Annotated in this window: 19 protein-coding genes; 5 read left to right on the forward strand and 14 right to left on the reverse strand. The window is 64.9% G+C overall.

From position 1 onward, the window contains the following. The coding region (locus tag NFX52_RS16235) for an MFS transporter (protein WP_353848485.1) at positions 1–1205 on the forward strand (1205 nt) is incomplete at its 5' end. Here NFX52_RS16235 and NFX52_RS16240 read toward each other — a convergent pair. Beyond that, positions 1177–1626: a hypothetical protein gene (locus NFX52_RS16240; protein WP_055401729.1), complete on the reverse strand. Its 450-nt coding sequence runs from the start codon at positions 1624–1626 to the stop codon at positions 1177–1179. The two genes, NFX52_RS16235 and NFX52_RS16240, sit on opposite strands and share 29 nt — an antisense overlap. A gap of 110 nt (positions 1627–1736) precedes the next feature. Here NFX52_RS16240 and NFX52_RS16245 point away from each other — a divergent pair, with 110 nt between their 5' ends. After that, positions 1737–2102: a MerR family DNA-binding protein gene (locus NFX52_RS16245; protein WP_055401731.1), complete on the forward strand. Its 366-nt coding sequence runs from the start codon at positions 1737–1739 to the stop codon at positions 2100–2102. Positions 2103–2300: 198 nt separating this feature from the next. Here NFX52_RS16245 and NFX52_RS16250 read toward each other — a convergent pair whose 3' ends face one another. From NFX52_RS16250 to NFX52_RS16285, 8 genes are all read right to left on the reverse strand, one after another. After that, positions 2301–3932, reverse strand: coding sequence for a SpoVR family protein (locus NFX52_RS16250; RefSeq protein ID WP_055401733.1), 1632 nt, complete (start codon positions 3930–3932; stop codon positions 2301–2303). Beyond that, entirely contained in the window at positions 3929–5197 is a 1269-nt protein-coding gene (locus NFX52_RS16255; RefSeq protein ID WP_055401735.1) for a YeaH/YhbH family protein, read from the reverse strand. Before NFX52_RS16255 ends, NFX52_RS16250 begins: the two co-directional genes overlap by 4 nt. A 46-nt stretch (positions 5198–5243) precedes the next feature. Then, a complete protein-coding gene (locus NFX52_RS16260; RefSeq protein WP_055401737.1) occupies positions 5244–7166 on the reverse strand; it encodes a PrkA family serine protein kinase in 1923 nt (640 codons plus the stop codon). Between the two features lie 494 nt (positions 7167–7660). Continuing rightward, a complete protein-coding gene (locus NFX52_RS16265) occupies positions 7661–8872 on the reverse strand; it encodes an FAD-dependent monooxygenase (protein ID WP_055401739.1) in 1212 nt (403 codons plus the stop codon). A gap of 96 nt (positions 8873–8968) precedes the next feature. Then, positions 8969–11482 carry a putative bifunctional diguanylate cyclase/phosphodiesterase gene (locus tag NFX52_RS16270; protein ID WP_252635729.1) on the reverse strand — a complete coding sequence of 838 codons (2514 nt, stop codon included), beginning with the start codon at positions 11480–11482 and terminating at the stop codon, positions 8969–8971. Continuing rightward, positions 11479–14799 (reverse strand): EAL domain-containing protein, encoded by a 3321-nt coding sequence (locus NFX52_RS16275; protein WP_252635730.1) that lies wholly within the window; start codon positions 14797–14799, stop codon positions 11479–11481. The genes NFX52_RS16270 and NFX52_RS16275 overlap by 4 nt, the downstream gene beginning before the upstream one ends. Before the next feature lie 160 nt (positions 14800–14959). Continuing rightward, positions 14960–17899 carry an aconitate hydratase gene (locus tag NFX52_RS16280; RefSeq protein ID WP_055393530.1) on the reverse strand — a complete coding sequence of 980 codons (2940 nt, stop codon included), beginning with the start codon at positions 17897–17899 and terminating at the stop codon, positions 14960–14962. A 214-nt stretch (positions 17900–18113) separates the two neighbouring features. Next, positions 18114–18521 (reverse strand): hypothetical protein, encoded by a 408-nt coding sequence (locus NFX52_RS16285; RefSeq protein ID WP_055393527.1) that lies wholly within the window; start codon positions 18519–18521, stop codon positions 18114–18116. Between the two features lie 114 nt (positions 18522–18635). On the opposite strand from NFX52_RS16285, the gene NFX52_RS16290 reads away from it, so the two are divergent. After that, a complete protein-coding gene (locus NFX52_RS16290) occupies positions 18636–19517 on the forward strand; it encodes a helix-turn-helix domain-containing protein (RefSeq protein WP_207402097.1) in 882 nt (293 codons plus the stop codon). Positions 19518–19793: 276 nt separating this feature from the next. Here the strand turns inward: NFX52_RS16290 and NFX52_RS16295 are convergent, their stop codons facing one another. The 3 genes from NFX52_RS16295 to NFX52_RS31320 form a co-directional block, all read right to left on the reverse strand. Next, a complete protein-coding gene (locus NFX52_RS16295) occupies positions 19794–20096 on the reverse strand; it encodes an H-NS histone family protein (protein ID WP_055393525.1) in 303 nt (100 codons plus the stop codon). Then, positions 20093–20485, reverse strand: coding sequence for a hypothetical protein (locus NFX52_RS31100; RefSeq protein WP_353848486.1), 393 nt, complete (start codon positions 20483–20485; stop codon positions 20093–20095). Before NFX52_RS31100 ends, NFX52_RS16295 begins: the two co-directional genes overlap by 4 nt. Before the next feature lie 259 nt (positions 20486–20744). Further along, a complete protein-coding gene (locus NFX52_RS31320) occupies positions 20745–20978 on the reverse strand; it encodes a hypothetical protein (protein WP_055393523.1) in 234 nt (77 codons plus the stop codon). Positions 20979–20992: 14 nt separating this feature from the next. On the opposite strand from NFX52_RS31320, the gene NFX52_RS16310 reads away from it, so the two are divergent. Continuing rightward, positions 20993–21835, forward strand: coding sequence for a symmetrical bis(5'-nucleosyl)-tetraphosphatase (locus NFX52_RS16310; RefSeq protein WP_055393520.1), 843 nt, complete (start codon positions 20993–20995; stop codon positions 21833–21835). A gap of 16 nt (positions 21836–21851) precedes the next feature. Here NFX52_RS16310 and NFX52_RS16315 read toward each other — a convergent pair whose 3' ends face one another. Then, positions 21852–22898 carry an FAD:protein FMN transferase gene (locus NFX52_RS16315; RefSeq protein WP_055393518.1) on the reverse strand — a complete coding sequence of 349 codons (1047 nt, stop codon included), beginning with the start codon at positions 22896–22898 and terminating at the stop codon, positions 21852–21854. An 11-nt stretch (positions 22899–22909) separates the two neighbouring features. After that, entirely contained in the window at positions 22910–23320 is a 411-nt protein-coding gene (locus tag NFX52_RS16320) for a c-type cytochrome (protein ID WP_055393536.1), read from the reverse strand. A 237-nt stretch (positions 23321–23557) separates the two neighbouring features. Between NFX52_RS16320 and NFX52_RS16325 the strand changes: the two genes are divergently transcribed. Further along, a complete protein-coding gene (locus NFX52_RS16325; protein WP_055393516.1) occupies positions 23558–23920 on the forward strand; it encodes a DUF2946 family protein in 363 nt (120 codons plus the stop codon). Positions 23921–23941: the final 21 nt, after the last annotated feature.

Here is a 23941-nt window from a genome sequence, read left to right on the forward strand (position 1 = left end):
TGCTCCCCCTCCGCGCCGCCTGGGCCATGCTGCTGGCACTGGTGACGGGTTTTGCGCTGAGCCAGGCGTTTCGCACCATCACGGCCATCATGGCCACGGGCCTGCGGGCAGAGTTCGGCCTGTCGGCGCAGGCGCTGGGCGTGTTTGCCGGAGCGTTCGCATTCGCCTTCGGCACCATGCAGCTCTTCATGGGCATCGGCATCGACCTCTATGGCGTGCGGCGCACGCTTCTGGTGGCGTTTCCGCTGGCGATTGCGGGCTCGGTGCTGTCGGCGCTGGCGCCCGGCTATGGCGCGGTGCTGCTGGGGCAGGTGCTGATCGGCGTGGGCTGCGCGCCCGCGTTTTTGGTGTGCACGGTGTTCATTGCGCGCTACTTTCCGGCCAGCCGGTTTGCGATGGTCTCGGGTGTGGCCATGGGCGTGGGCGGGCTGGGCATGTTGTTCACGGGCACGCCGCTGGCGTGGCTGGTGCAGCTGTCGTCCTGGCGCATGGGTTTTGCGGTGCTGGCGGGTTTTGCGGCACTGGCCTGGCTGCTGATCTTCTGGAAGGTGCACGAGCCCGTGCAGCCCACGCACAACGAGCCCCCGCGCGAATCGGTGCTGCAGGCGGTGCGCGGGTTTGGCGCGCTGTTCTTGCTGCCGCACACCGCCGGAATCATGCTGCTGGCGCTGACGACGTATGCCTCCTTCCTCACGCTGCGCGGGCTGTGGCTGGGGCCGCTGCTCATCGAGCGCCATGGCTATTCGCTGGTGGCCAGCGGCAACGTGGCCATGTTGTCGTCGCTGGTGTCGCTGTTCACACCGGCATTGTTCGGGCGGCTCGACCCGGGGCCTGGCCAACGCCGCCGCTGGATCACGGGCTTCACGGTGCTGCTGGCAACCCTCTTCGGTGCCATCGGCCTGCTGCACGCCGAGTGGCTGGACGTGGCGGGCTCCATCGCGGTGGGCCTGTTGTCGGGCTACATGGTGCTGCAGTATTCAGACGTGCGTTCGGCCTACGCACCCGCCGTCACCGGGCGCGCCATGGCGGTATTCACCATGGCGCTGTTTCTGGGCGTGGCACTGATGCAGTGGGTGACCGGCGTGGCAGCCTCCATCGCCGCCGCACAGGGCGCAGACCCGTATGTGGCTGTGATGCTGACCATTGCGGCCATGCTGGCGACAGGCGCCCTGGCGTTCAGGTGCCTGCCGGCGCCAGCGCACTGACCCGCGTGGGAGAAGCACCCTCCACGCGCCACCACTGCAGCACGCCAAACAGCAGCTCAAACAGCGTGAACCCCAGCACGATGGTGCTGGCGCCGTGGGCCACGGCATAAATCTGCCAGGCCGCAAACAGAAACCGCGCCACGCCATCCAAGCGCCCCAGCAGCAAGCTGGGCGCAACCATGCGCGCGATAGACCACACCACCACTACCGAGCCGAGCAGGTTGGCCAGCAACATGTGGGTGGTGTCCAACGGGTGCAGGGTACCGGGAAGGCCCAGCACGGCGGCCAACATGCCCAACTGGGCATACAGCCACGCAAAGGTCCACGGCAGCACAAAAGGCCAAGTCACCAGCAGGTCGTACCAGCCGCTGGCGCGCACGATACGCAGGTAGCGCGGAGTGGAAATTGAAGATAAGGGCATGAGGATCAACCTGGGGATGAAAGAAGCCCCGAGGTTCAGCCCTGAAGTACGCTTCAGGGTCAAGCCCCTTCCAGGGGTGGCATTTGTTTTCACGCCACAAGGAAACCCCCATGCTGATCGGTGAACTCGCCACTGCTTCCGGCCTGAGCCGCGAGGCACTGCGCTTTTATGAACAACAAGGCCTCATCCGCTCGCGGCGCCTGGCCAATGGCTACCGCGACTACCCGGCCGAAACGGCGATGCTGGTGCAGTACATCCGCACCGCGCAGCAGCTGGGCTTTACGCTGGCAGAGATTGGCGACCGGCTGCCCGCCATCTGGGACGCCGCCGACCCCGGCCCAGCGCTGGCCCAGGTGCTGGCAGTGAAGCTGCAGGAGATCGACGCACGCATTGCCGCGCTGCAGGCCCTGCGCCAGACTCTGGCCGAGCGAGTGGCCACGGACTGCCCACTGCGTGGGGCCGCTGCCGCCGCCTGAATGGCGCAATGGTCCCTCATCGTCGGCAGCCTCCAAAATATCAAGCAAAACAGGCCTTAGCGCTTATCCAATAATCGCATACAGCTATATATTTAATAGCAATCATCCTGCAAGAAATGGGCGCTGGCCCATGGCGCGTACAGCAGGTCTGCAGGCGCGCATCGCGCTGCCACCCCCCCCCCGCTCAGCCCCTGTTGTTCACGCGGCCGATGAGGCCACCGAGTGCAGCAGCACGGGGTGGTTGCCATCGGCATCCACACTCTCGATCTGCACCCCAAAACCCCACAGGCGCGCCACATGCCGCAGCACCTCCTGCGTGTCGTCGGCCAGCGGGCGGCCCTGGAACTGGGTGTGGCGCAGGGTCAGGCTGCGGTCGCCGCGCAGGTTCACGTTCCAGACCTGGATGTTGGGCTCGCGCGTGCCCAGGTCGTACTGCTGCGACAGCATCTGGCGCAGGCGGCGGTAGCCGTTCTCATCGTGGATCTCGCTGACCACCAGCTCGCGCTCGTTGGCATCGTCGTGCAGCGCAAACAGACGCATCTCGCGCATCAGATGCGGGCTGAGGTACTGGCCGATGAAACTCTCGTCCTTGAAGTTGCGCATGGCGTGGTCCAGCGCGGGCAGCCAGGGTGTGCCTGCGATGTCGGGGAACCAGTGCCGATCCTCCTCCGTGGGGTTCTGGCAGATGCGCTGGATGTCGCGGTACATGGCAAACCCCAGCGCATAGGGGTTGATGCCGCTGTAGGCGCGGTGGCCCACGGGCGGCTGGTAGATGACGTTGGTGTGCGAGCCCAGCCATTCGATCATCACCCCGTCGCTCAGGTAGCCCTCGTCGTAAAGCGTATTGAGCAGCGTGTAGTGCCAGAACGTGGCCCAGCCTTCGTTCATCACCTGGGTCTGGCGCTGCGGGTAGAAATACTGCGCGATCTTGCGCACGATGCGCACGATCTCGCGCTGCCAAGGTTCCAGCAGGGGCGCGTTTTTTTCGATGAAGTACAGGATGTTCTCCTGCGGCTCCTGCGGAAAGCGGTTGTGCTCCTGCGTGGCATCCTCCTTGCCGGGACGCATGGGCAGCGTGCGCCACAGCTCGTTCACCTGCTGCTGGGCATAGGCCTCGCGCTGCGCGCGCTCCAGCCGTTCGCGCGCCAGGTTCTTCTTGGAGGGGCGGCGGTAGCGGTCCACTCCAAAGTTGGCCAGCGCGTGGCACGAATCCATGAACCGCTCCACTTCGGCCATGCCGTAGCGCTCTTCGCACTGGGCCACGTAGTCCTTGGCATACACCAGGTAGTCGATGATGCTGGACGCGTCGGTCCACATGCGAAACAGGTAGTTGCCCTTGAAGAAGCTGTTGTGCCCGTAGGCCGCATGCGCAATCACCAGCGCCTGCATGGCGGTGGTGTTCTCCTCCATGAGGTAGCTGATGCAGGGGTTGGAGTTGATGACGATCTCATACGCCAGCCCCATGTGCCCGCGCCGGTAGCGCCGCTCGGTGGCCAGAAACTCCTTGCCGTAGCTCCAGTGCCGGTAGTTCACCGGCATGCCGACGCTGGAGTAGGCATCCATCATCTGCTCGGCGGTGATGATCTCCAGCTGGTTGGGGTAGGTGTCGAGGCCAAAGCGCTCTGCCGTGGCTGCAATGGCGGCGTGGTAGCGCTCGATCAGCTCGAACGTCCAGTCGCTTGGGTCGGGCAACGGCTCGGCAGGCCGCGCGCCCGCAGGCAGGGGCTGGCCGGGCACGGCACGGTGGCGGCGCTCGCCCACGGCGGCGGCCTTCCAGGGGTTGTCGCTGATGCGGCGCTCCAGCACCGGATACTGCACAACGTTGTTCATGCGGCCACCCCCTCTTTCTTGAAGAGGTCGCGGAACACCGGGTAGATGTCGCCGGGTGCGGCGACCTTGCGCATTGCAAAGTGGGAGAACAGCGGCATCAACTGGCTGTACTCGTCCCACAGGTTCTGCTCCTCTTCTGCCACCTGCACATAGGCAAAGTAGCGCACCAGCGGCAGGATCTTGTCCACCAGCAGGTTGCGGCAGATGCCACTGTCGTTGGTGAAGTTGTCGCCATCACTGGCCTGGGCCACGTAGATGTTCCAGTCGCCCTGCGGATAGCGCGCACGGATGATCTGGTCCAGCAGCGCCAGCGCGCTGCTGACCACGGTGCCGCCGCTCTCGGTGGAGTGAAAGAACTGCTCCTCGCTCACCTCGGCCGCCTGGGTGTGGTGGCGGATGAACACGATGTCGATGGTCTCGTAGTGCCGCGTGAGAAACAGGTACAGCAGGATGAAGAACCGCTTGGCCAGATCCTTGCGCGTCTCGTCCATGGAACCCGAAACGTCCATCACGCAGAACATCACCGCCTGGCTGCTGGGCACTGGCACCGGCGTACGCGCACGAAAGCGCAGGTCGATGGGATCGAGGTAGGGAATCTTGTCGATGCGCGCCGTCAGCGCATCGATGCGGCGCTGCAGCTCGGCCACCGCCTCACTGGTGCCGTCGTCCTGCGCCAGCAGGGCGTCCAGCTCGGCCTGCAGCGCCAGCAGCTCGCGGTGAGTCGACTTGCCCAGCGCAATGCGCCGCCCCAGCGCCCCGCGCATGGTGCGCAGCACGGCCAGGTTGTTGGGAATGCCATCCTGGCTGTAGCCCGCGCGGCGCGACTTCCACAGCGGGTTCTCGCCGATGTGGGTGCGCAGCAGGTGCGGCAACGCCAGGTCTTCAAAGAAGAGCTGCATGAACTCTTCCTTGGTCAGCGTGAAGGTGAAGTCGTCCTCGCCCTCCCCGCCATCGCTGGCCTGCGATCCGCGCCCGCCCGCTCCGCCCTGGGGCCGATCAATGCGGTCGCCGCGCACATGCTCCGCATTGCCGGGGTGCACCATGTCGCGGATGCCCCCTTGGCCGTGGTGGAACACCGGCTCGCCGATGTCTTTCTTGGGGATGGTGATGTTCTCGGCCTGCTCGATCTCGCGGATGCCGCGCTGCGAGACAGCGCGGCGCACGCTGTCCGCAATCTGCTCCTTGAAGCGGCGGACAAAACGCTCGCGGTTGCCGACGGACTTGTTCTTGCCTGCGAGCCTGCGGTCGATGATTTGCAATGCCATCCGTTGCTCCGTTCCCCATGCAGGGCCTCAGGCCCAGATGCAGACCTCAACTACTCTTGCGCACGCGCAGGTACCACTCACACAGCAGGCGCACCTGCTTGGGCGTGTAGCCCTTGTTTACCATGCGGGTGACAAAGTCCTCGTGCTTGCGCGCTTCTTCGGCGCTGGCCTTGGCATTGAAGCTGATCACCGGCAACAGCTCCTCGGTGTTCGAGAACATCTTTTTCTCGATCACCAGGCGCAGTTTTTCGTAGCTGGTCCAGCTCGGGTTCTTGCCCTGGTTGTTGGCCCGGGCGCGCAGCACGAAATTGACGATCTCGTTGCGGAAGTCCTTGGGGTTGGCGATGCCCGCGGGTTTTTCGATCTTCTCCAGCTCGGCATTGAGCGCGCCCCGGTCGAACACCTCGCCGGTGTCGGTGTCACGGTACTCGTTGTCCTGGATCCAGTAGTCAGCGTAGGTCACGTAGCGGTCGAAGATGTTCTGGCCGTATTCGCTGTAACTTTCCAGGTAGGCGGTCTGGATTTCCTTGCCGATGAACTCGGCATAACGCGGCGACAGGAACTCCTTGATGTAGCCGGTGTATTTGGTTTCCAGCTCGGCGGGGAACTGCTCGCGCTCGATCTGCTGCTCCAGCACATACATCAGGTGCACCGGGTTGGCAGCCACCTCGGCGCTGTCGAAGTTGAACACCTTCGAGAGGATCTTGAACGCAAAGCGGGTGGAGATGCCCGTCATGCCCTCGTCCACACCCGCGTAGTCGCGGTACTCCTGGTAGCTCTTGGCACGCGGGTCGGTGTCCTTCAGGCTCTCGCCGTCGTACACCTGCATCTTGCTGAGGATGCTGGAGTTCTCGGGCTCCTTCAGCCGCGTGAGGATGGCGAACTGCGCCATCATCTTGAGCGTGCCCGGCGCGCACACCGCATTGCCCAGTGACGACTCGCGGATGAGTTTTTCATAGATGCGGGTTTCTTCGCTCACGCGCAGGCAGTACGGCACCTTGACGATGTAGATGCGGTCCAGAAACGCCTCGTTGTTCTTGTTGTTGCGAAACGCCTTCCACTCGCTCTCGTTGCTGTGCGCCAGCACCACGCCATCGAACGGGATGGCGCCAAAGCCTTCCGTGCCCTTGTAGTTGCCCTCCTGCGTGGCGGTGAGCAGCGGGTGCAGCACCTTGATGGGCGCCTTGAACATCTCGACAAATTCGAGCAGGCCCTGGTTGGCCAGGCAGAGGCCGCCGCTGTAACTGTAGGCGTCGGTGTCGTCCTGCGCAAAGGTTTCTAGCTTGCGGATGTCCACCTTGCCCACCAGGCTGGAGATGTCCTGGTTGTTCTCATCGCCCGGCTCGGTCTTGGCAATGCCCACCTGCTTCAAGATGCTGGGGTAGCGCTTGACCACGCGGAACTGGCGGATGTCGCCGCCAAACTCGTCGAGCCGCTTGACCGCCCACGGCGAGAGCACACGCTGCAGGTAGCGGCGCGGAATGCCGAACTGTTCCTCCAAAACCGGGCCGTCCTCTAGCGCATCAAACAGGCCCAGCGGCGATTCGTTCACCGGCGAGCCCTTGAGCGCATAGAAAGGCACCTTCTGCATCAGGTGCTTGAGCCGCTCCGCGATCGAACTCTTGCCGCCACCCACAGGGCCCAACAGATAAAGAATCTGCTTGCGCTCTTCCAGCCCTTGCGCAGCATGGCGAAAGAAACTCACCACCTGCTCGATGGCGTCCTCCATGCCGTAGAACTCGGCAAAGGCCGGGTAGCGCTTGATGACCTTGTTGGCAAAAAGCCGTGACATGCGCGGGTCATTGCGCGTGTCCACCATCTCGGGCTCGCCAATGGCGGCCAGCATGCGCTGGGCGGCCGTGGCGTAGGCCATGGGATCGCGCTTGCACTCGGCGAGGTACTCGTCAATCGACATTTCCTCTTCGCGGCTGCGGGCATAACGCGCGGCGAAACTGCTGATGGCATCCATACGACCTCCTGTGGCGGCACCCCCGGCGGGCTCGGGTGGTGCCACGGTGTTGCAGTGGGAATCGCTACCGGCTTGGCCCTTTGTAGCACCACGGCGTGCGCTTGAACAGCAAATTCGCTGGCGCATCCGTTGCCTTTTTGGGGCTTTGCACACACAGGGATAGAGCGTGGCACACTGCGCAAAGTTCATCCCCGCGCAGCGCATGCAGGGGTTGCCCCGGATAGGGAATATCCTGACAACCTAGGGATGTCCTGCATAACCCTCGCGAGTCGGTGGTAGTGCGGATCGGGATGGGGCGCAAGGCGTCTTTTGGCAGCCAATAGCCGGGCTATTGGCAAGAAAAGCAACGCAGCGAACCGCCCGAGGCCGCGCTATCACAGACCGCAGGGAGTTATGCAGGTCATCCCTAGCGGCGCTGTTCACCCACCCTGCAGGGTCATGAACCGGGCGACTCGGGGCGGGCAGTTACCACCACCCCGCCCACTGCAATGAACTCACAACGAACTGGCGCTGGAGCCATCGCCCCGGTACAACCAGGGCACATCCAGCAACCGCTCGCCCAGCAGGCGCAGCGACAGATCGCGGCCCCAGCGCACAGGCCCGGTGGCATGGAAGATGCGGCCGTTGCGGATGGAGCGCGCCTGCACCCGGGCGTTTCGCTCCCAGCGGTTAAGGGCGTAGCGGGTAAGGCGCAGCGGCACGTCCAGGTCGTGCATGGCCAGCGCACGCTGCAGCTCGGCCGCGTCTTCAATGGCCATGCCAGCGCCCTGGGCCAGGTAGGGGCGCATGGGGTGGGCCGCATCGCCCAGCAGGGCCACCAGGCCTTGCGCCATCTCGTCGGCAGCGCGCACCGGTGGGCGGTCGCACAGCGGCCACAGGCGCCAGCCGGGGCCACCGGCGGCACCCACGCTGCGCACGACATCCTGCAGCGCCGTGCAGGTGCCTTGCAGGGCGTGCTCCAGGCCCGCAGCATTGGCAGCGTGGTCCCAGTTTTCCAGATCGTGCGGCGCGGGGCCTTGCACAATGACGACGATGTTCTGCAGCTCGCCCCGGCGCACGGGGTACTGCACAGCATGCAGGCGCGGACCCAGCCAGGCGGTGACCTGGCCTGTGCGCAATGCATCGGGCAGCGCATGCTGCGGCACCAGCGCGCGGTAGGCCAGGTGCCCTGTCACGCGGGGCGGCACGGCACCGAGCAGCTGGGTGCGCGTGCGGCTCCACAGGCCATCGGCACCAATGAGCGCATCGCCTTCCACCTCCTTGCCCCGGCTGGTGCGAACAGTCACGACCCCCTCGGCATCGGTGAATCCGTCGATGGCGTGCTCCAGATGCAACTGCGTGTCGGTGTATTTGGTCACGGCGGAAAGCAGCAGGCCATGCAGGTCGGCGCGGTGGATGGTGGCATAGGCCGCCCCATAGCGCTGCACCGCCGTGGGGCCCAACGGCAGCACGGCCAGTTCCTTGCCACTGACGGCGTTGCGCACCTGCAAGCGGCTGGGGAACGCGGCTACTGCCTGCAACGGCTGCTGCAGGCCCCAGGCCTGTAGGCGGCGCACTACGTTCGGCCCGATCTGCACGCCGGCGCCCACTTCGCTGAATGCTGCCGCGCGTTCGTACAGCCGCACGTCCCACCCCGCGCGCGATGCGCCCAACGCGGCGGCCAAGCCGCCAATGCCGCCACCGGCGACCAATACCTGCTTCTTCATGCACCGATTGTGCCGTGCGGGCGTGCCTGGATGTTTGTCATGGCGCAGGGGCCCTGCAACCACATCCAGACACCACACCACGCCATACGTCGCTCGTCACAGCGCAGGCCGCAGCGCCCGCTCCAGAACCTCTGGTGGCATGGGGCGGCCAAACAGGTAGCCCTGGAACGCCTGGCAGCCATGGCGCTGCAGGAACTCCAGCTGGCCCGTGGTCTCCACGCCTTCGGCCACCACGGCCAGGTCCAGGCTGTGCGCCAGCGCAAGAATGGTTCGCACGATGGCGGCATCGTTGGGGTCGGTCTGCAGGTCGCGCACAAAACTCTGGTCGATCTTGAGCTGGTCCAGCGGCAGGCGCTTCAAGTAGCTCAAGGAGGAATAGCCGGTGCCAAAGTCGTCCAGCGAGAAGCCCACACCATAGCGCCGCAGGTACTCCATGCGCGAGATCACATCCTCCACATCGGCCAGCAGCAGGCTTTCCGTCAGTTCCAGCTTCAGGCGCTCGGGGTTGGCCCCGCTGGACTGCAGCGAGCCCAGCACCTGCTCCACAAAATCGGGCTGGCGAAACTGCCGCACGCTCACGTTCACCGACAGGAAGAACTGTCGCGTGAGCGAGCTGCGTGACCACACGACCAGCTGCTCGCAAGCGGCCTGCAACACCCATTGCCCCAGCGGCAGGATGAGCCCTGTCTGCTCGGCCAGCGGGATGAATTCAGCTGGCGACACCAGCCCACGCCGGGGGTGCTTCCAGCGCACCAGGGCTTCCGCGCCCTGCAGGCGGCCCTTGCCGTCCACCACGGGCTGGTAGTACAGCACCAGTTCCTTGTCTTGCAGACCTCGGCGCAGGTCGGCCTCCAGGGCCGCACGGTTGCTCACTGCGGCCTGCATGTCAGGGTCGAAGAAGCGCTGGGTGTTGCGCCCTGCAGCTTTGGCCTGGTACATCGCCAGGTCCGCGTGCTTGAGCAGCTCGTCCACACTCACGGTCTGCTGGCCAAACAGCGCAATACCGATGCTCGGGGTGCTGTGGTGGCTGGTATCGCCCAGCGCGTAGGGCTTGCCCAGCGTGGTGGCGATATGGCTGGCCACCAGCGCGGCCTCGGCACTGGCGTGCGGGCCATCGGCACTCAGGCCTTCCACCAGCACCACGAATTCATCGCCGCCAAACCGTGCCACGGTGTCAGCCTCGCGCACGCAAGCCTTCAGACGCTGGGCCGCCTGCACCAGCAGCTGGTCGCCTGTATCGTGGCCCAGGGTGTCGTTGAGGTCTTTGAAGTTGTCCAGGTCGATGAACAGCAGAGCCCCTTGCGCGCCTGAGCGTGCCACGGCCGCCGTGGCGCGCTGCAGCCGGTCCACCAGCAAGCGGCGGTTGGGCAGGCCGGTGAGCACATCGTAAAACGCCAGCTGCTCGATCTGGCTCTCGACCCGCTTGCGCTCGGTAATGTCGCGGCCCACGCCCCGGTAGCCCCACAGGGCGCCCTGCGCGTCAAACACAGGCACACCGCTGACCGAGATCCAGTGCATGCTGCCATCGGGCCGCTGACGCTGCAGCTCCAGATCGCGAAACGGCTGGTGGGCCTGCAGCACCGCGCGGTGCGCAGCCCAGTCGGTCTCGGTCATGTTGAGCGCGCCGATCTCCCAGCGCGTACGGCCCATCACGTTGGACAGCGGTATGCCATTGACGCTCAGGTCGCCCGCCAGCTGCACAAAGCGCCCTTCGGCGTCATGCTCCCAGTACCAGTCGGACGACAGGTCACTCAGCGATCGAAAGCGCGCCTCGCTCTCACGCAGCTCGTTCTCAACGCGCACGTAGTCGCTGACATCCGCAAAAGTGCGCACGAGGCCCCCATCGGGCAGCCCGGTGGTGCGCACTTCAAACGTGCGGCCATCGGATGTGGTGCGCCAGTAGACGGCGGGCGCAGGCGCCACGCCCCCCCCTGCCACGTAGTCATGCCCACGCCGGTCCACCAGGCGGTGGCCTTCGCCAAAGTCACCACGCTCGGCCTGGATGCGCGTCAAGTCGGCCAGCGTGGGCCGCGTGGCCATCAGCGATTCGGGCAGATTGAGCAGTTCCAGCACACGCTGGTTGTAGACGGTGATGCTGCCATCCGGCGCCGTCTTGAAGATGCCCTGGCTCATGCTGGCCAGGGTGGCCTGCAGGGCCGTGCGCTGCTCCTGCAGCAAAGTCAGCGCTTCTTGCCAGATGCGAGCGTCCACCATGCGAACAGGCTGGCCCTGCCCCTGGGCTCCCTGCAGCAGCACGGCCAGACGGTGCAAAAGCTCCGGCAGGTGTGCCACACCATCTGCCTCGCGCACCATGTAGTCACCCAGCCCGCAGCGAAACGCGCGTGCGGCCAATGCCTCCTGGTGGGCGTCGATGCACATCAGCACCGGACGGCCCGCGCACAGCTCCAGCACGCCGGGCAGGTCCTGCACTGAAGGCTTGAGGCACAACACCACGGCATCCCAGGCCTGCGACGCCAGCGGCGCCCGGGCGGCCTCGGGTGTGGGGCTGTTCACGACACGCCAGTCGGGGTAGCGGGTGGCGATCAGATGCCGCGCTGCCGCTGCATGCTGCGTGTCGCTGTCCACCCAGAGAATGCCCGGCTCGGTCATGGCTTGCGTCCTTCCGGCAGGGCCAGCGCGGGCTGGGCAAACAAGCCCAGCTGGTGTTCGCGCGCAAACACATCCATGGGTACCGGGCGCCCAAACAGATACCCCTGAAACCCCTCACACCCATGCAGCCTCAGGAAACTCAGCTGCCCCGTCGTCTCCACCCCCTCGGCCACCACCTCCAGATCCAGGCTCTTGGCCAGCGCCAGGATGGTCCGCACAATCGCCGCGTCGTTGGGGTCCGTCAGCACGTCCCGCACAAAGCTCTGGTCGATCTTGACCTGGTCCAGGGGCAATCTCTTGAGGTAGGACAGGGAGGAGTAGCCGGTGCCAAAGTCATCCAGCGCAAAGCCCACGCCTTCGCTCTTGAGCTGCACCATGCGTGCGATGGTGTCTTCGATGTCTCCCAGCAGCAGGCTTTCGGTGAGTTCGAGCTTGAGTTTGCGGGGGTCGGCGTGGTGGTTCTTGAGGGTCTGCAGCACTTCGGCCACGAAGCCCGGTTGCCTGAACTGCCGGGCGCTGACGTTGACCGAGATGGACAGGTGGGCGGTGGCTTCGTGCTGGCCCCAGCGCTGCAGTTGTTCGCAGGCGGTTTGCAGCACGTATTGGCCCAAAGGGAGGATCAGGCCGGTCTGTTCGGCCAGGGGGATGAAGTCGCCGGGGCTGATCATGCCGCGCTGGGGGTGGCGCCAGCGCACCAGGGCTTCTGCGCCCATGAGCTGGGACTGGTGGTCCACGACGGGCTGGTAGTGCACCAGCAGTTCGCCCCGGGCCAGGCCCTGGCGCAGGTCGGCTTCCAGGTTGGAGCGGGCGTTGACGGCCGCTTGCATGTCGGGGTCGAAGAAGCGCTGGGTGTTGCGCCCTGCGGCCTTGGCCTGGTACATGGCCAGGTCGGCGCGTTTGAGGAGTTCGTCCACCGTGAGGCGTTCGTCGCCAAAGAGGGTGATGCCGATGCTGGGGGTGCTGTAGTGCTGGGCGCCGTCGAGTTCGAAGGGCTGGTTCAGGCTGGCCAGGAGTTTCTCGGCCACGGTTTCTGCCTGGGTGGCGGCGTCTTGCAGGTCGGGGGCCAGGGCTTCGAGCATGACGACGAATTCGTCGCCGCCAAAGCGGGCCACGGTGTCGGCTTCGCGCACGCTGCCCACCAGGCGGGTGGCGACCTGGGACAGGAGCTGGTCGCCCATGTCGTGGCCCAGGGTGTCGTTGAGGTCTTTGAAGTTATCGAGGTCGATGAACAGCAGGGCGCCGAGGTTCTTGGTGCGCTGGCAGGCGGCGATGGAGCGCTGCAGGCGGTCCAGCAGCAGGCGGCGGTTGGGCAGGCCTGTGAGGGCGTCGAAGAAGGCCAGGCGCTCGATTTCTTGTTCTGCGCGCTTGCGGTCTGTGATGTCGCGGCACACCCCCAGCACCCCCGTCACCCGGCCGGTCAGGTCACGGATGGGGGTCTTGATGGTCTCGAACTGGCCTCGGTAGCCATCTTCGGCAAAGGTCAGTGTTTCTTCGTAAACCAGCGGCTGCCAGGCCTGCATGGCGCGTTGGTCGTATTTGCGAAAGCGCTCAGCCTCGGCGGGGGCCACCAGGTCAAAATCGTTGCAGCCCACGATCTGCCGCTCCGACCTGCCCGCAAATCGCTCGAACACCGGATTGACGGACAGGTACACGCCGCTGGCATCCTTCAAGAACACCATGTCGGGCATGGCGTTGACCACGCGGGCCAGATGGGCCTTCTGGTCGGCCAGCTCGGCCTCCACGCGCTTGAGCCCGGTCAGATCGTAGGCAAACAGCACAACGGCAGGCACGCCTTGCTCGGTAACGCTCTCGGGCGCGATGGTGGTGTGGCGAACCTGCAGGCCGTCAGGCCCGTCCATGCGGTTCTCGAACACGGCCGTCTCGCCCGCAAAGGCCTTGGCGAAATGGGGTTGCATACGGACGAAAACATCGGCCGGGATCACCTCCTGCAGCAGGCGGTCTTGCAGCTCCTCGGGCTTGCGGTAGAGCCAGCTTGCCTGCTGCGCATTGACATACAAGACGCGCAGATCCCGGTCCAAGCGCGCCACACCGCCGGGCACCTGGCGCAGCATGTTGGCCATCAGCGCTTCGTGGGCATGCGCAGCCTCCTCGGCCAGGCGGTGGGCCGTGATGTCGGTCTGTACACCATCCCACAGCACACGCCCGTCGTCGAGCAGACGGGGCGATGAACTCAGGTGCATCCAGCGTATCTGGCCATCGGTGCGGCGCACGCGAAAAACGGCCTCCATGCTGGTCATGGTCAGAAAAGACTGCCGCTCGGCCTGTCGCAGGCGGTCGATGTCTTCGGGCAACACCTGGCGATACAACACCCGGAAATCGGCCATGACCTCTTGCACCGTCACCCCATTGAGCCGCTCGATCGCATCGCCCATGTGCACAAAGTGTGAGCTGCCATCCAGCTCGCGCACCACCTGGAACAACACGCTGTGGGGCAGGTTGCGCCCAAGCAGCGACAGACGCCCTTCACTCTCGCGCAGGCGCCGCTCGGCCTCCTGCACACGGGCAAACGGCGCCCGTATGCCCGCATCAAAAACGGCCTGGTACAACAACGCATACGCCAAAACCCGCAGACCGTGCGCCAACGGCCCCCCGATGGACGAATGCCCACCCATCAGGCCCACCACCAGCTCACCCCCCAGAAAGGCCACGGCCGCCCAGGCAAACACCCGTTCGCGCCGGCCCGGATTGCGGTGGAGCCACACCGCGGCTACGCCCAGCGCCACCACGAGCACAAAGGCCAGGTATTGCCGCAATGACCCGCCCGCCGCAGCGGCAAACCAGCCCGGCAGGGGCCCCATGGCCGAGCCCACCAGCAGCAGCGCCACCACGCCCGAGGCGGCCAGCCAGACCTTGGCCGGGCCGGGCATTGCCAGCCGCGCGGCTGTGAGCAGCAGGGTGACGACTTCGACCACCCGCGCCCAGCTGCTCAGCCACAGTGAGATGTGGGCCGTGCCCGATGGCATGTGCACGGGCGTGGAATGTGCCAGCACGCCGTGCAGAAAATTGCACACCGCCGCGACACCAAAGCCTGCCACCAGCACATTGGCCCGGGCCTGCTCGGACGGGTCCAGTGTGTGCAGGGATACCGATACCACCAGCAACCCCAACAGCACTGCCACCAGTTCCATAAATGGCTCCAGGCCGTGCTGGGAACCCGCCCCCGGCCCCAGCATCTGGGCCACTGGCACGATCACCAGCGTCAATGCTGCGACCACCAGCACCACCGTCAGGGCGGGCGCATCCGCCCACGGTGAACGCGCAGGCGGGGTGCGGGTGGGAGAGGACGACAGCGGCATGGTCTGGAGTGTTTCTACCGGGTTCTACATAGCGTCACAAGTGTATCGACGAGTAAGGCGCGGGGGTGCGTGTTTCCCCCCACCATCGGGCTCCATGCAAAACGGGGCCGAAGCCCCGTTGCCGACGATGCCGGTGCCCTGCACCGCCGACAGGGCAGTGTCACCCCTGCAACAACTGGCGCAGCACAAACGGCAGGATGCCGCCGGCCTGGTAGTAGTCCACCTCGATGGGCGTGTCGATGCGCAGCGTGACGGTGACTTCCTGGCGCGAGCCGTCCGCCCGGCGGATGACCAGTTGCGCGTCGCTTTGTGGCGTGAGCGCCGGGCCAGGCACCACATCGATCAGCTCATTGCCCGTGAGGCCCAGCGTCTCCCACGATTCGCCCGCCTTGAACTGCAGCGGCAGCACCCCCATGCCCACCAGGTTGGAGCGGTGAATGCGCTCAAAACTGCGCGCCACCACGGCCTTGATGCCGAGCAGCTGCGTGCCCTTGGCGGCCCAGTCGCGGCTGGAGCCGGTGCCGTATTCCTCGCCCGCAAAGATCACCGTGGGCGTCTTTTGCGCCATGTACTGCATGGCGGCATCGAAGATGAACATCTTCTCGCCCTGCAGCGCGCCTTCGTTCTGGAACACCGTCACCCCACCCTCTTCGCGCGAGCCGTCGGCAGTGGGCGGGATCATGAGGTTCTTGATGCGCACGTTGGCAAAGGTGCCGCGCACCATCACGTCGTGGTTGCCCCGGCGCGCGCCGTAGCTGTTGAAGTCAGCCTTTTGAACGCCATGCTGCCGCAGCCACTGGCCAGCGGGTGAGCTTTCCTTGATGGAGCCTGCGGGCGAGATGTGGTCAGTGGTGATGGAGTCGCCAAACAGCGCCATGATGCGGGCACCGATCACCGATGGAAGTTTGGCATCATTTTGGCCTCCAGCGCTTGATGGATCTGCGTTAGCAGCTCCTTTTTCAAGAGCAAACTGTGCAAAAAACGGAGGCTCTGCAATGTAGGTGCTGGCGGGCCAGGTGTAGGCGGTGCCGCTCACGCCCTTGATCTTTTCCCACAGCTTGCCAGGGTCGGTGGCCACCTTGGCGTAGTTCTCGCGGAAGGCCTTGCCGTTCATGGCGAACTTCAGCAAGGCGTGGACTTCGTCGCTGCTAGGCCAGATGTCGCCCAGGTAGATGTCCTTGCCACCCTTGCCCTTGCCCACCGGCTCGGTCATCAGGTCCTTGAGCACCGTGCCGGCGATGGCATAGGCCACCACCAGCGGCGGACTGGCCAGGAAGTTGGCCTTGAGGTTGGGATGGATGCGCGCCTCGAAGTTGCGGTTGCCCGACAGCACCGCGGCACACACCAGGTCGTTGCTGGTAATGGCCTCGTTCAGCTCGGGCGTGAGGTCGCCCGCATTGCCGATACAGGTGGTGCAGCCGTAACCCGCCAGCGCAAAGCCCAGCTTTTCCAGGTAAGGGAGCAAGCCGGTCTGCGTGAGGTATTCGGTGACGATGCGCGAGCCAGGGGCGAGCGAGGTCTTGATGTGCGGCTTGACCTTGAGCCCCGCCTCCACTGCCTTCTTGGCCAAGAGGCCTGCGGCCAGCAGCACGCTGGGGTTGCTGGTGTTGGTACAGCTGGTGATGGCGGCAATCAGCACGTCGCCGTTGCCCACGGTCACGTCACCCGTGCGGCTGGCTTGCTGGGCGGGGACTTCGGCATGCGCGGCCGCCAGCGTGGGCTTGTTCTGCTCCATCTCCACGATGAATCGCGGTGCACCCGATGGCGCTGGCACCTCTGCCGGAGCGCCCACATCGACAGGAGCATCACTGGCCCGGACATGGTGGCGCGTGTGCAGCAGCTCGGCCGGGCGGTTGAAACCATTTTGTGCATTGGGCTTGCTGAACAGGTCGGCAAACTGGCTGCAGACCTTGCCCAGCTCGATGCGGTCTTGCGGGCGCTTGGGGCCAGCCAGGCTGGGGGTGACGCTGCCAAGGTCGAGCTTCACCACCTGCGAATAGTCCACCTCGCCCGCCAGCGGCACGCCAAACAGGCCCTGGGCCTTGAAGTAGGCCTCAAACGCTTCGATCTCGGCTTTGGTGCGGCCCGTGCCCTTGAAATAGTCGATGGTCTTTTCGTCCACCGGGAAGAACCCCATGGTCGCGCCGTACTCGGGCGCCATGTTGCCGATGGTGGCCCGGTCGGGCAACGCCAGGGTACACGTGCCTTCACCAAAAAACTCGACAAACTTGCCCACCACCTTGTGCTGGCGCAGCAGTTCGGTCACCGTGAGCACCAGGTCGGTGGCGGTCACGCCCTCGCGCAGCTGGCCCGTCATCTCAAAGCCCACGACGTCGGGCGTGAGGAAGTACACCGGCTGGCCCAGCATGGCGGCCTCGGCCTCGATGCCACCCACGCCCCAGCCCACCACGCCAATGCCGTTGATCATGGTGGTGTGGCTGTCGGTGCCCACGAGGGTGTCGGGGTAGTAGACGTTGTCCTTGCGCTTGTGCACGCCACGCGCCAGGTATTCGAGGTTGACCTGGTGCACGATGCCAAAGCCCGGCGGCACCACGCCAAACGTGTCGAAGGCCTGCATGCCCCACTTCATGAACTCGTAGCGCTCGCGGTTGCGCTGGAATTCGAGCTTCATGTTCAGGTCGAGCGAATTCTTCTTGCCGTAGTGGTCGACCATGATGGAGTGGTCCACCACCAGGTCCACGGGCACCAGCGGCTCGATCTTCTTGGGGTTCTTGCCCAGTTTCACGGCCACGCTGCGCATGGCGGCCAAGTCGGCCAAGAGCGGCACGCCGGTGAAGTCCTGCAGCACCACGCGGGAGACGACAAATGGAATCTCGTCGGTACGCGCGGCATTGGGCGCCCAGTGCGCAAGCTGTTGCACATGCTCGGCGGTCACCTTGCGGCCATCGCAATTGCGCAGCACCGATTCGAGCACGATGCGGATCGACACGGGCAAGCGCTGGATCTGGGGGAACTGCTTGGCCAGCGCGGGCAGCGAGTAGAACTGGCCTTCTTTGCCAGACGCTGTCTTGAAACTCTTGAGGGTGTTGGCAAACGCGTGGCGGGCGGGCTTGGGCGACAACTTGCGTGATACGGCCATGGCAAACTCCTGTGAAAGGCAACAAAGCCTATTCTGGCAGTCCTGCATGGCGGTGCAATCGTGGGGCTATGCAAACGCGGCCCCCAACCCTGTGCGGCGTGGTCGGGTCGCCCGATCCACGCCACCCGTGCCCGATATCGGCATAAAAATGCCCCTGGCGCTTGATGGACAAGCGCAAGCAGCTATATTTTCAGGAGCAAACAACCGATCTCCATCACGCCGCAGCCCAGGTTGGCAGGCGGCGCACGCCAAACCACTGCAGCTCGGCCAGCATGGCCACCGAGACCACATGCACCAGCAAATAGGCCTGGCCCAGCAAGGTGGGCGTGAGCGTGGAGCCCAGCAGCAGCAACAGGCTGGCAAACGCCCAGGCCAAGTTGCCCACGATCAGCACCCACAGCCAGCCACGCGGCATGGGCTCAGACCGGGCAATCGCTATCGCCAGGGCGGCATAGCCCAGCAGCATGGCGCCCGTCACCTGCAGCAGCCCGGGCGGCAGGCCCAGCCACTCAGCCAGGGGCGCTGTCAGCAGCAGGTGCAGGGCGCCGAGCAGAACCCCCGTGGAGGCATCGAACCAAACCACGGCACGCAGGAATCGGGGGGAGGACATCAGCTTGAACATGGAAAGCTCCTTGGTTGAGGAAGAAAGAAGGCTCCATCGTTCCCGCCCTGGCGCACCGCGTCGATGACCTGCCAGGTAATGGCCCGTGTGCGGTTAGCGCCTAGGATGGCGGCCATGACCTCCACCGCACCGTCCTCTCACCGCTCTCCGCGCCATCCTTTGCCGCACCGCGTGGCACCGGCGGGGCCCACCTCGTTTGGCGACCACCTGCGCACCTGGCGCCAGCAGCGGCACCTGAGCCAGCTGGAGCTGGCCGACGAGGCGGACATCTCCACGCGCCATGTGAGCTTCATGGAAACCGGCCGCACCAACCCCAGCCGCGACATGGTGCTGCGCCTGTGCGAGCGCCTGGCCATTCCACTGCGTGAGCGCAACGCCCTGCTGGTGGCCGCCGGCTACGCCCCCATGTACCGCGAACGCGCGCTGGACGACCCTGCGCTGGCCGCGGCGCGCCAGGCGGTGGAACTGGTGCTCAAGGGCCACGAACCCTGCCCCGCCATTGCCCTCGACCGCTGCTGGAACGTGGTGGCCACCAACCGCGCCGCGCTGGCCCTGCTGTCTGCCCACGTCAGTCCCGAACTGCTGGCGCCACCTGTCAACGTGTTCCGGCTGAGCCTGCACCCCCAGGGGCTGGCGCCGAGCATCGCCAATCTGGCGCAGTGGCGGGCGCACCTGTTTGAACGCCTGCGCCAGCAGATACAGGCCACGGCCGACCCGGCACTGATCGCACTGCAGGCAGAACTGCTGCAATATCCCGCCCCGCCGGAATCCGATGCCCTGGTACTGGCAGGTGAAATGCTGGGCGTGGTAATGCCGTTCTGCTTTGAAAGCGTGCATGGAATGCTCTCCCTCATCAGCACCACCACGATATTCGGAACGCCGGTGGATGTGACCTTGCAGGAGCTGGCTGTGGAATCCTTCTTTCCGGCGGACGATTTCACGGCACAGGTATTGCGCAAGCTTGCGCAGGAAAACCCCGGGGTTGCAGAAGGCTGAACGTAATGCCTGTGCACTGCCAGGGTGCAATCAATGCGCGCAGTGCAAAATTAAAACGATGACCATCCGATTCACCAAATGGCTCCACAAAGCGCATTGCGCTGCCGATAAATCGCAGACACTGCGCGCGAAGTTACCGCACATGCATTTCCTGTTCTTCGCACAGTGCGTACAGTTGTCGAGGCGCCACCCGCCTGAGCACCTTTTGTCCTGGCCAAGAGTAGCCCATTAAAAAAGCCCGCATCAGCGGGCTTTTTTAATGCAGGGCAAAGACCCTTAAATCACAAACTTTTCGCGGTTTTCGTTTTGAATCCACTTGGGAGCCTTGCCACGGCCTGTCCAGGTTTCGCCGGTTGCAGGGTTGCGGTACTTGGGCGCCACCTTGGTGCCGGCCGTAGAACTGCGACCTGTCTTGCCAGACGCCTTGCCGGTGGGGAACACGTCCTGGGCAGTCAGCCCATATTCGGCCACCAGTGAACGGACCTGCGACACAGCGTCCGACAGTTCCCGGCGCCGGGCTTCACTGATTTGTTGCTCAAGGGCTTCGCGCTGCTTCAACAGTTCTTTGTAGCTGGTCATGGTGTCTGGATTTTGGATAAGGGTGAAGACCCGCGAATTATAAGAATAATGTGCCTTTTTTGTGCAACCACTTTCAGAATTTCATTAAAAATTCTTGGCATTAACCCCCAACACCCATTGATGCATGGTTTGCGTCTGGCTGAACAACCGGGGTATTGATGCTTGCTGGAGGCGACCGCGGTTCCGTCTTCTGGCTGGGGCAATACGTTGTCGATACGCTTGCATTCCAGCGCCAGCACCTCAAATACCCAGCCCATGCACCGAATGCGGTCGCCCACTTCCATCAAATGCCCCGTTTCTTCCCTCAAACGGGCCGCCCGCGTGTTATAGCGACCACGGCCCTCACCCGGTAAATTGCGAATATCCAGGCGCGCCTTGAGTTCCGACACCGGTATCCAGGGATGACCTGCATAACTTCCCGCGGTCTGTGATAGCGCGGCCTCGGGCGGTTCGCTGCGTTGCTTTTCTTGCCAATAGCTGGGCTATTGGCAAGAAAAGACGCCTTGCGTCCCATCCCGATCCGCACTACCACCGCCTCGCGAGGGTTATGCAGGACATCCCCAGCCATCCAACAGCCAGCCTCCGTCATCGCGCTGCGGGGCCCAGGCATCGAGGCCCCCCCGGGCTGCAATTCAACGGGAATGGCTTTCAGTAAATGGCGCGGGTCATGATGCATTGCGCCACACCATATTCATCGCCCACAACCACCATGCGCCCAGAACGGGCCCGTAACTGCTCCAGCAACTCCACCCCATTGAGGGTTTCGGGCAGAAATTTCGCCGCCCGTCCATGCGGACACCGCGCGTCCTCGGCCTCAACGCCCAGCTCCGGCACATGCTGAGCAAGGTCGGCGACGCGATCAGCAGAAAATCCGTGCTTCACTCATAAAGATCACCATGGCGCTTTACTGTATCGGCGACACCCAGGGCTGCGACGCCGCGCTGGACCGCCTGCTGGACACCATCGGCTTTTCCCCTAGCCGCGACACGGTCTACCTGCTGGGTGACCTCGTCAACCGAGGGCCTGACTCGGCCGCCGTGCTGCGCCGCTGCATGCGCCATGGCGACGCCATCCGATGCCTGCTGGGCAATCACGACCTGCACCTGCTGGCCGCCGCACACGGTGCACGCAAGCCCTCGCGGCGCGACACGCTGGGCACGGTGCTGGACGCCCCCGACCGCGCTGCCCTGCTCGACTGGGTGCGCCAGCAGCCCCTGGCCCGCACCCACATGCATGCGGGGCAAACGCTGCTGATGGTGCATGCCGGTGTGCTGCCCACCTGGACGGCCGCAGAGACTCTCGCGTACGCGGACGAAGTCCATGCAGTACTGCGCGGCCCTGACCTGCCCGATTTTCTGCACGCCATGTACGGCAACATCCCCGACCACTGGAGTGACGATCTGACCGGCACGGATCGCCTGCGGGTGATCGTGAATGCGCTCACCCGGCTGCGCTTTTGCTCGGCCGACGGCGTGATGGATTTTGAAAGCACCGAAAGCGCCAGCGCCGCCCCGCCCGGCCTCATGCCCTGGTTCGAAGTGCCAGGGCGGCGCACAGCGGGCACGCTGATGGCCTTCGGTCACTGGTCCACGCTGGGCTGGCTCAACCGCAGCGATCTGCTCGGACTGGACACGGGCTGCGTGTGGGGCGGCTGCCTGAGCGCCGTGCGTTTTGGCGCGACGCTGGCCGAGCGTGAGCTGCTGCAGGTGCATTGCGAGCAGGCACAGGCTCCGGGCTGAATAAACCGCAGCAGGTTCAGGACGGCACTGGCTCCAGCAACGCCGACATGGCGGTGGACTGCCAGACACCACCGTCCTGCCCGGCGATCAGCACGGCCAGCCCCGGCATGCGCTGCGCCAGTGCCCTGCCCGCCTGCGGGCCCTGCACCATCAGCGCGGCGCCCAGTCCGTTGACGGCCGCCACGTCGCGCGCCACCAGGCTCACGCCATGCACGCCCGATGCCGGGCGCCCTGTTCGCGGATTGAGCACATGGTGCTGGCGCTGGCCTTGGTGGAAGAAGAAGCGTTCATAGTCGCCCGACGAGGCCACCACACCGGCGCCCGCCACGGCCACAACACCCAGCAGGCGCTCGGGGGAACGCGGGTCGCGCAGCCCCACACGCCAGGGCCTGCCTTGCCACAGCCCGTGGGTCAGCACGTCGCCACCACCGTTGATCATGGCGTTCTCAACCCCTTCGGAGCGCAGCATGTTCATGCCGGCTTCCAGGATCGGTAGCTTGGCGATGCCGCCCAGATCCAGCGCCATGCCCTGGCGGGCCAGGAAGGCCGTGCCTGCGGCCGCATCCAGCACCAGGCTGCGCGCATCCACCAGCGGCAGTTGCCGCGCGATTTCGCGGGCGCCGGGCACCACCTTGTCGCCAGGGCCAAAGTTCCAGGACTTGAAAGCCCCCACGGTCACATCAAAGCCACCACGGCTTACCGCCGACACACGCTGGGCGCTCTGCAGCACCGCCATGACTTCGGGCGGCACCGCGACCGGCACGATACCCGCCGCCAAGTTGATGCGACTGACTACGCTGCGTGGCTGGTAGCGGCTCATGAGCGCCTCCAGCCTCTGCATCTCTGCATAGGATCGGTCCATGGCGCGGCGCAGCTGCGGGCCATCAACGCCCTCCACCGCCATATCCACCTGCGTTCCCATCAGGGGACGCGAGCTGCGTTCAGACACCACCCGTGCGCCCGCTGACGCGCCACCACCCCAGACCGCACCACCCAGCAAGGGCAATGCCATCACCATGCGACGGCGCGACAGACCCTGAGGGGGCAGAGAAGCTTGCTGCATGGCGCCTCCGCTCAGAGCGACTTGTCGGCCATGTAATCCACGGCGGCCTTGACCTCGGCGTCGGTCAGATTGGCGGAGCCCCCCTTGGCAGGCATCATGCCTTTCGCCCCGGTAAAGCCCTCGATCGCGTGCTTGTACATCGTGTCCTTGCCCTGGGCAATGCGCGGGCCCCAGTCGGCCTTGTCGCCCGGCTTGGGGGCACCGGCCACGCCAGCGGCATGGCACATGGCGCAAGTCTTGCCAAACACGCTCTTGCCCAGTTCGTTCTCTGCGGCAGCCGGTGCGGCGGGGGCCGCTGCGGGCGCTGGGGCCGTCACCGCAGCGGGTGCAGCCACCGGAGCAGGTTCCGACTTCTTGTCGCCACAACCGGCCAGCAGTGTGGCCAAGATCGCTACGGCGACCATCACGGTTTTCTTTTGCATCGCATACATCCTGTTCTTGGGGGTTAAAAAAATCTGAGAGGGCCTGTGGCTGCGCGAGAAATGCGACGAAATGCGTCCAGCACCTGGCCTGAAAAAACCTACGGGCATTGCACAGGCACCGCTTCAGACTGGTGCATTGACTGTAGGTGCAAGAAGCACTTTTGGGCAGAGGCGAGCGCCGCCAAAGCATGATCCAGATCAAATTGATTCATATTAAGTGAATCTATTATCCATGCCATGCAAAGCCATCACAACCTGCGAACACTGCGCCTTTGGGTGCTGGCGTGGTTTGTCATGGCACTGGGTGCTGCGGTGGCTTCACCGCTGGTAGTGCCGCGAAGCATGGAGCTGATCTGCTCCGGCTCCGGCACAGGCAGCGCCAAGCTGGTGGTGAAGACCGCTGAGGGCTTGGTAGCGGCAGACACCACCGGCCTCGATTGCCCTGTTTGCCTCGCGGCCGACACGCCACCCACCACCCCGCTCGCAGCGGCAACCACTGCCGCAGCCCCCACATTCCAGCCCCGCTTTCACACACCACTTTCCCCACGCACAGGGGTGGCGTTCAGCCCCCCTGCACGCGCACCACCCCTTTTCAACTGAGCGATCCCAAAAGAGGAAAAC

The organism is Acidovorax facilis (assembly GCF_023913775.1).
GTDB lineage: Bacteria > Pseudomonadota > Gammaproteobacteria > Burkholderiales > Burkholderiaceae_C > Acidovorax > Acidovorax facilis.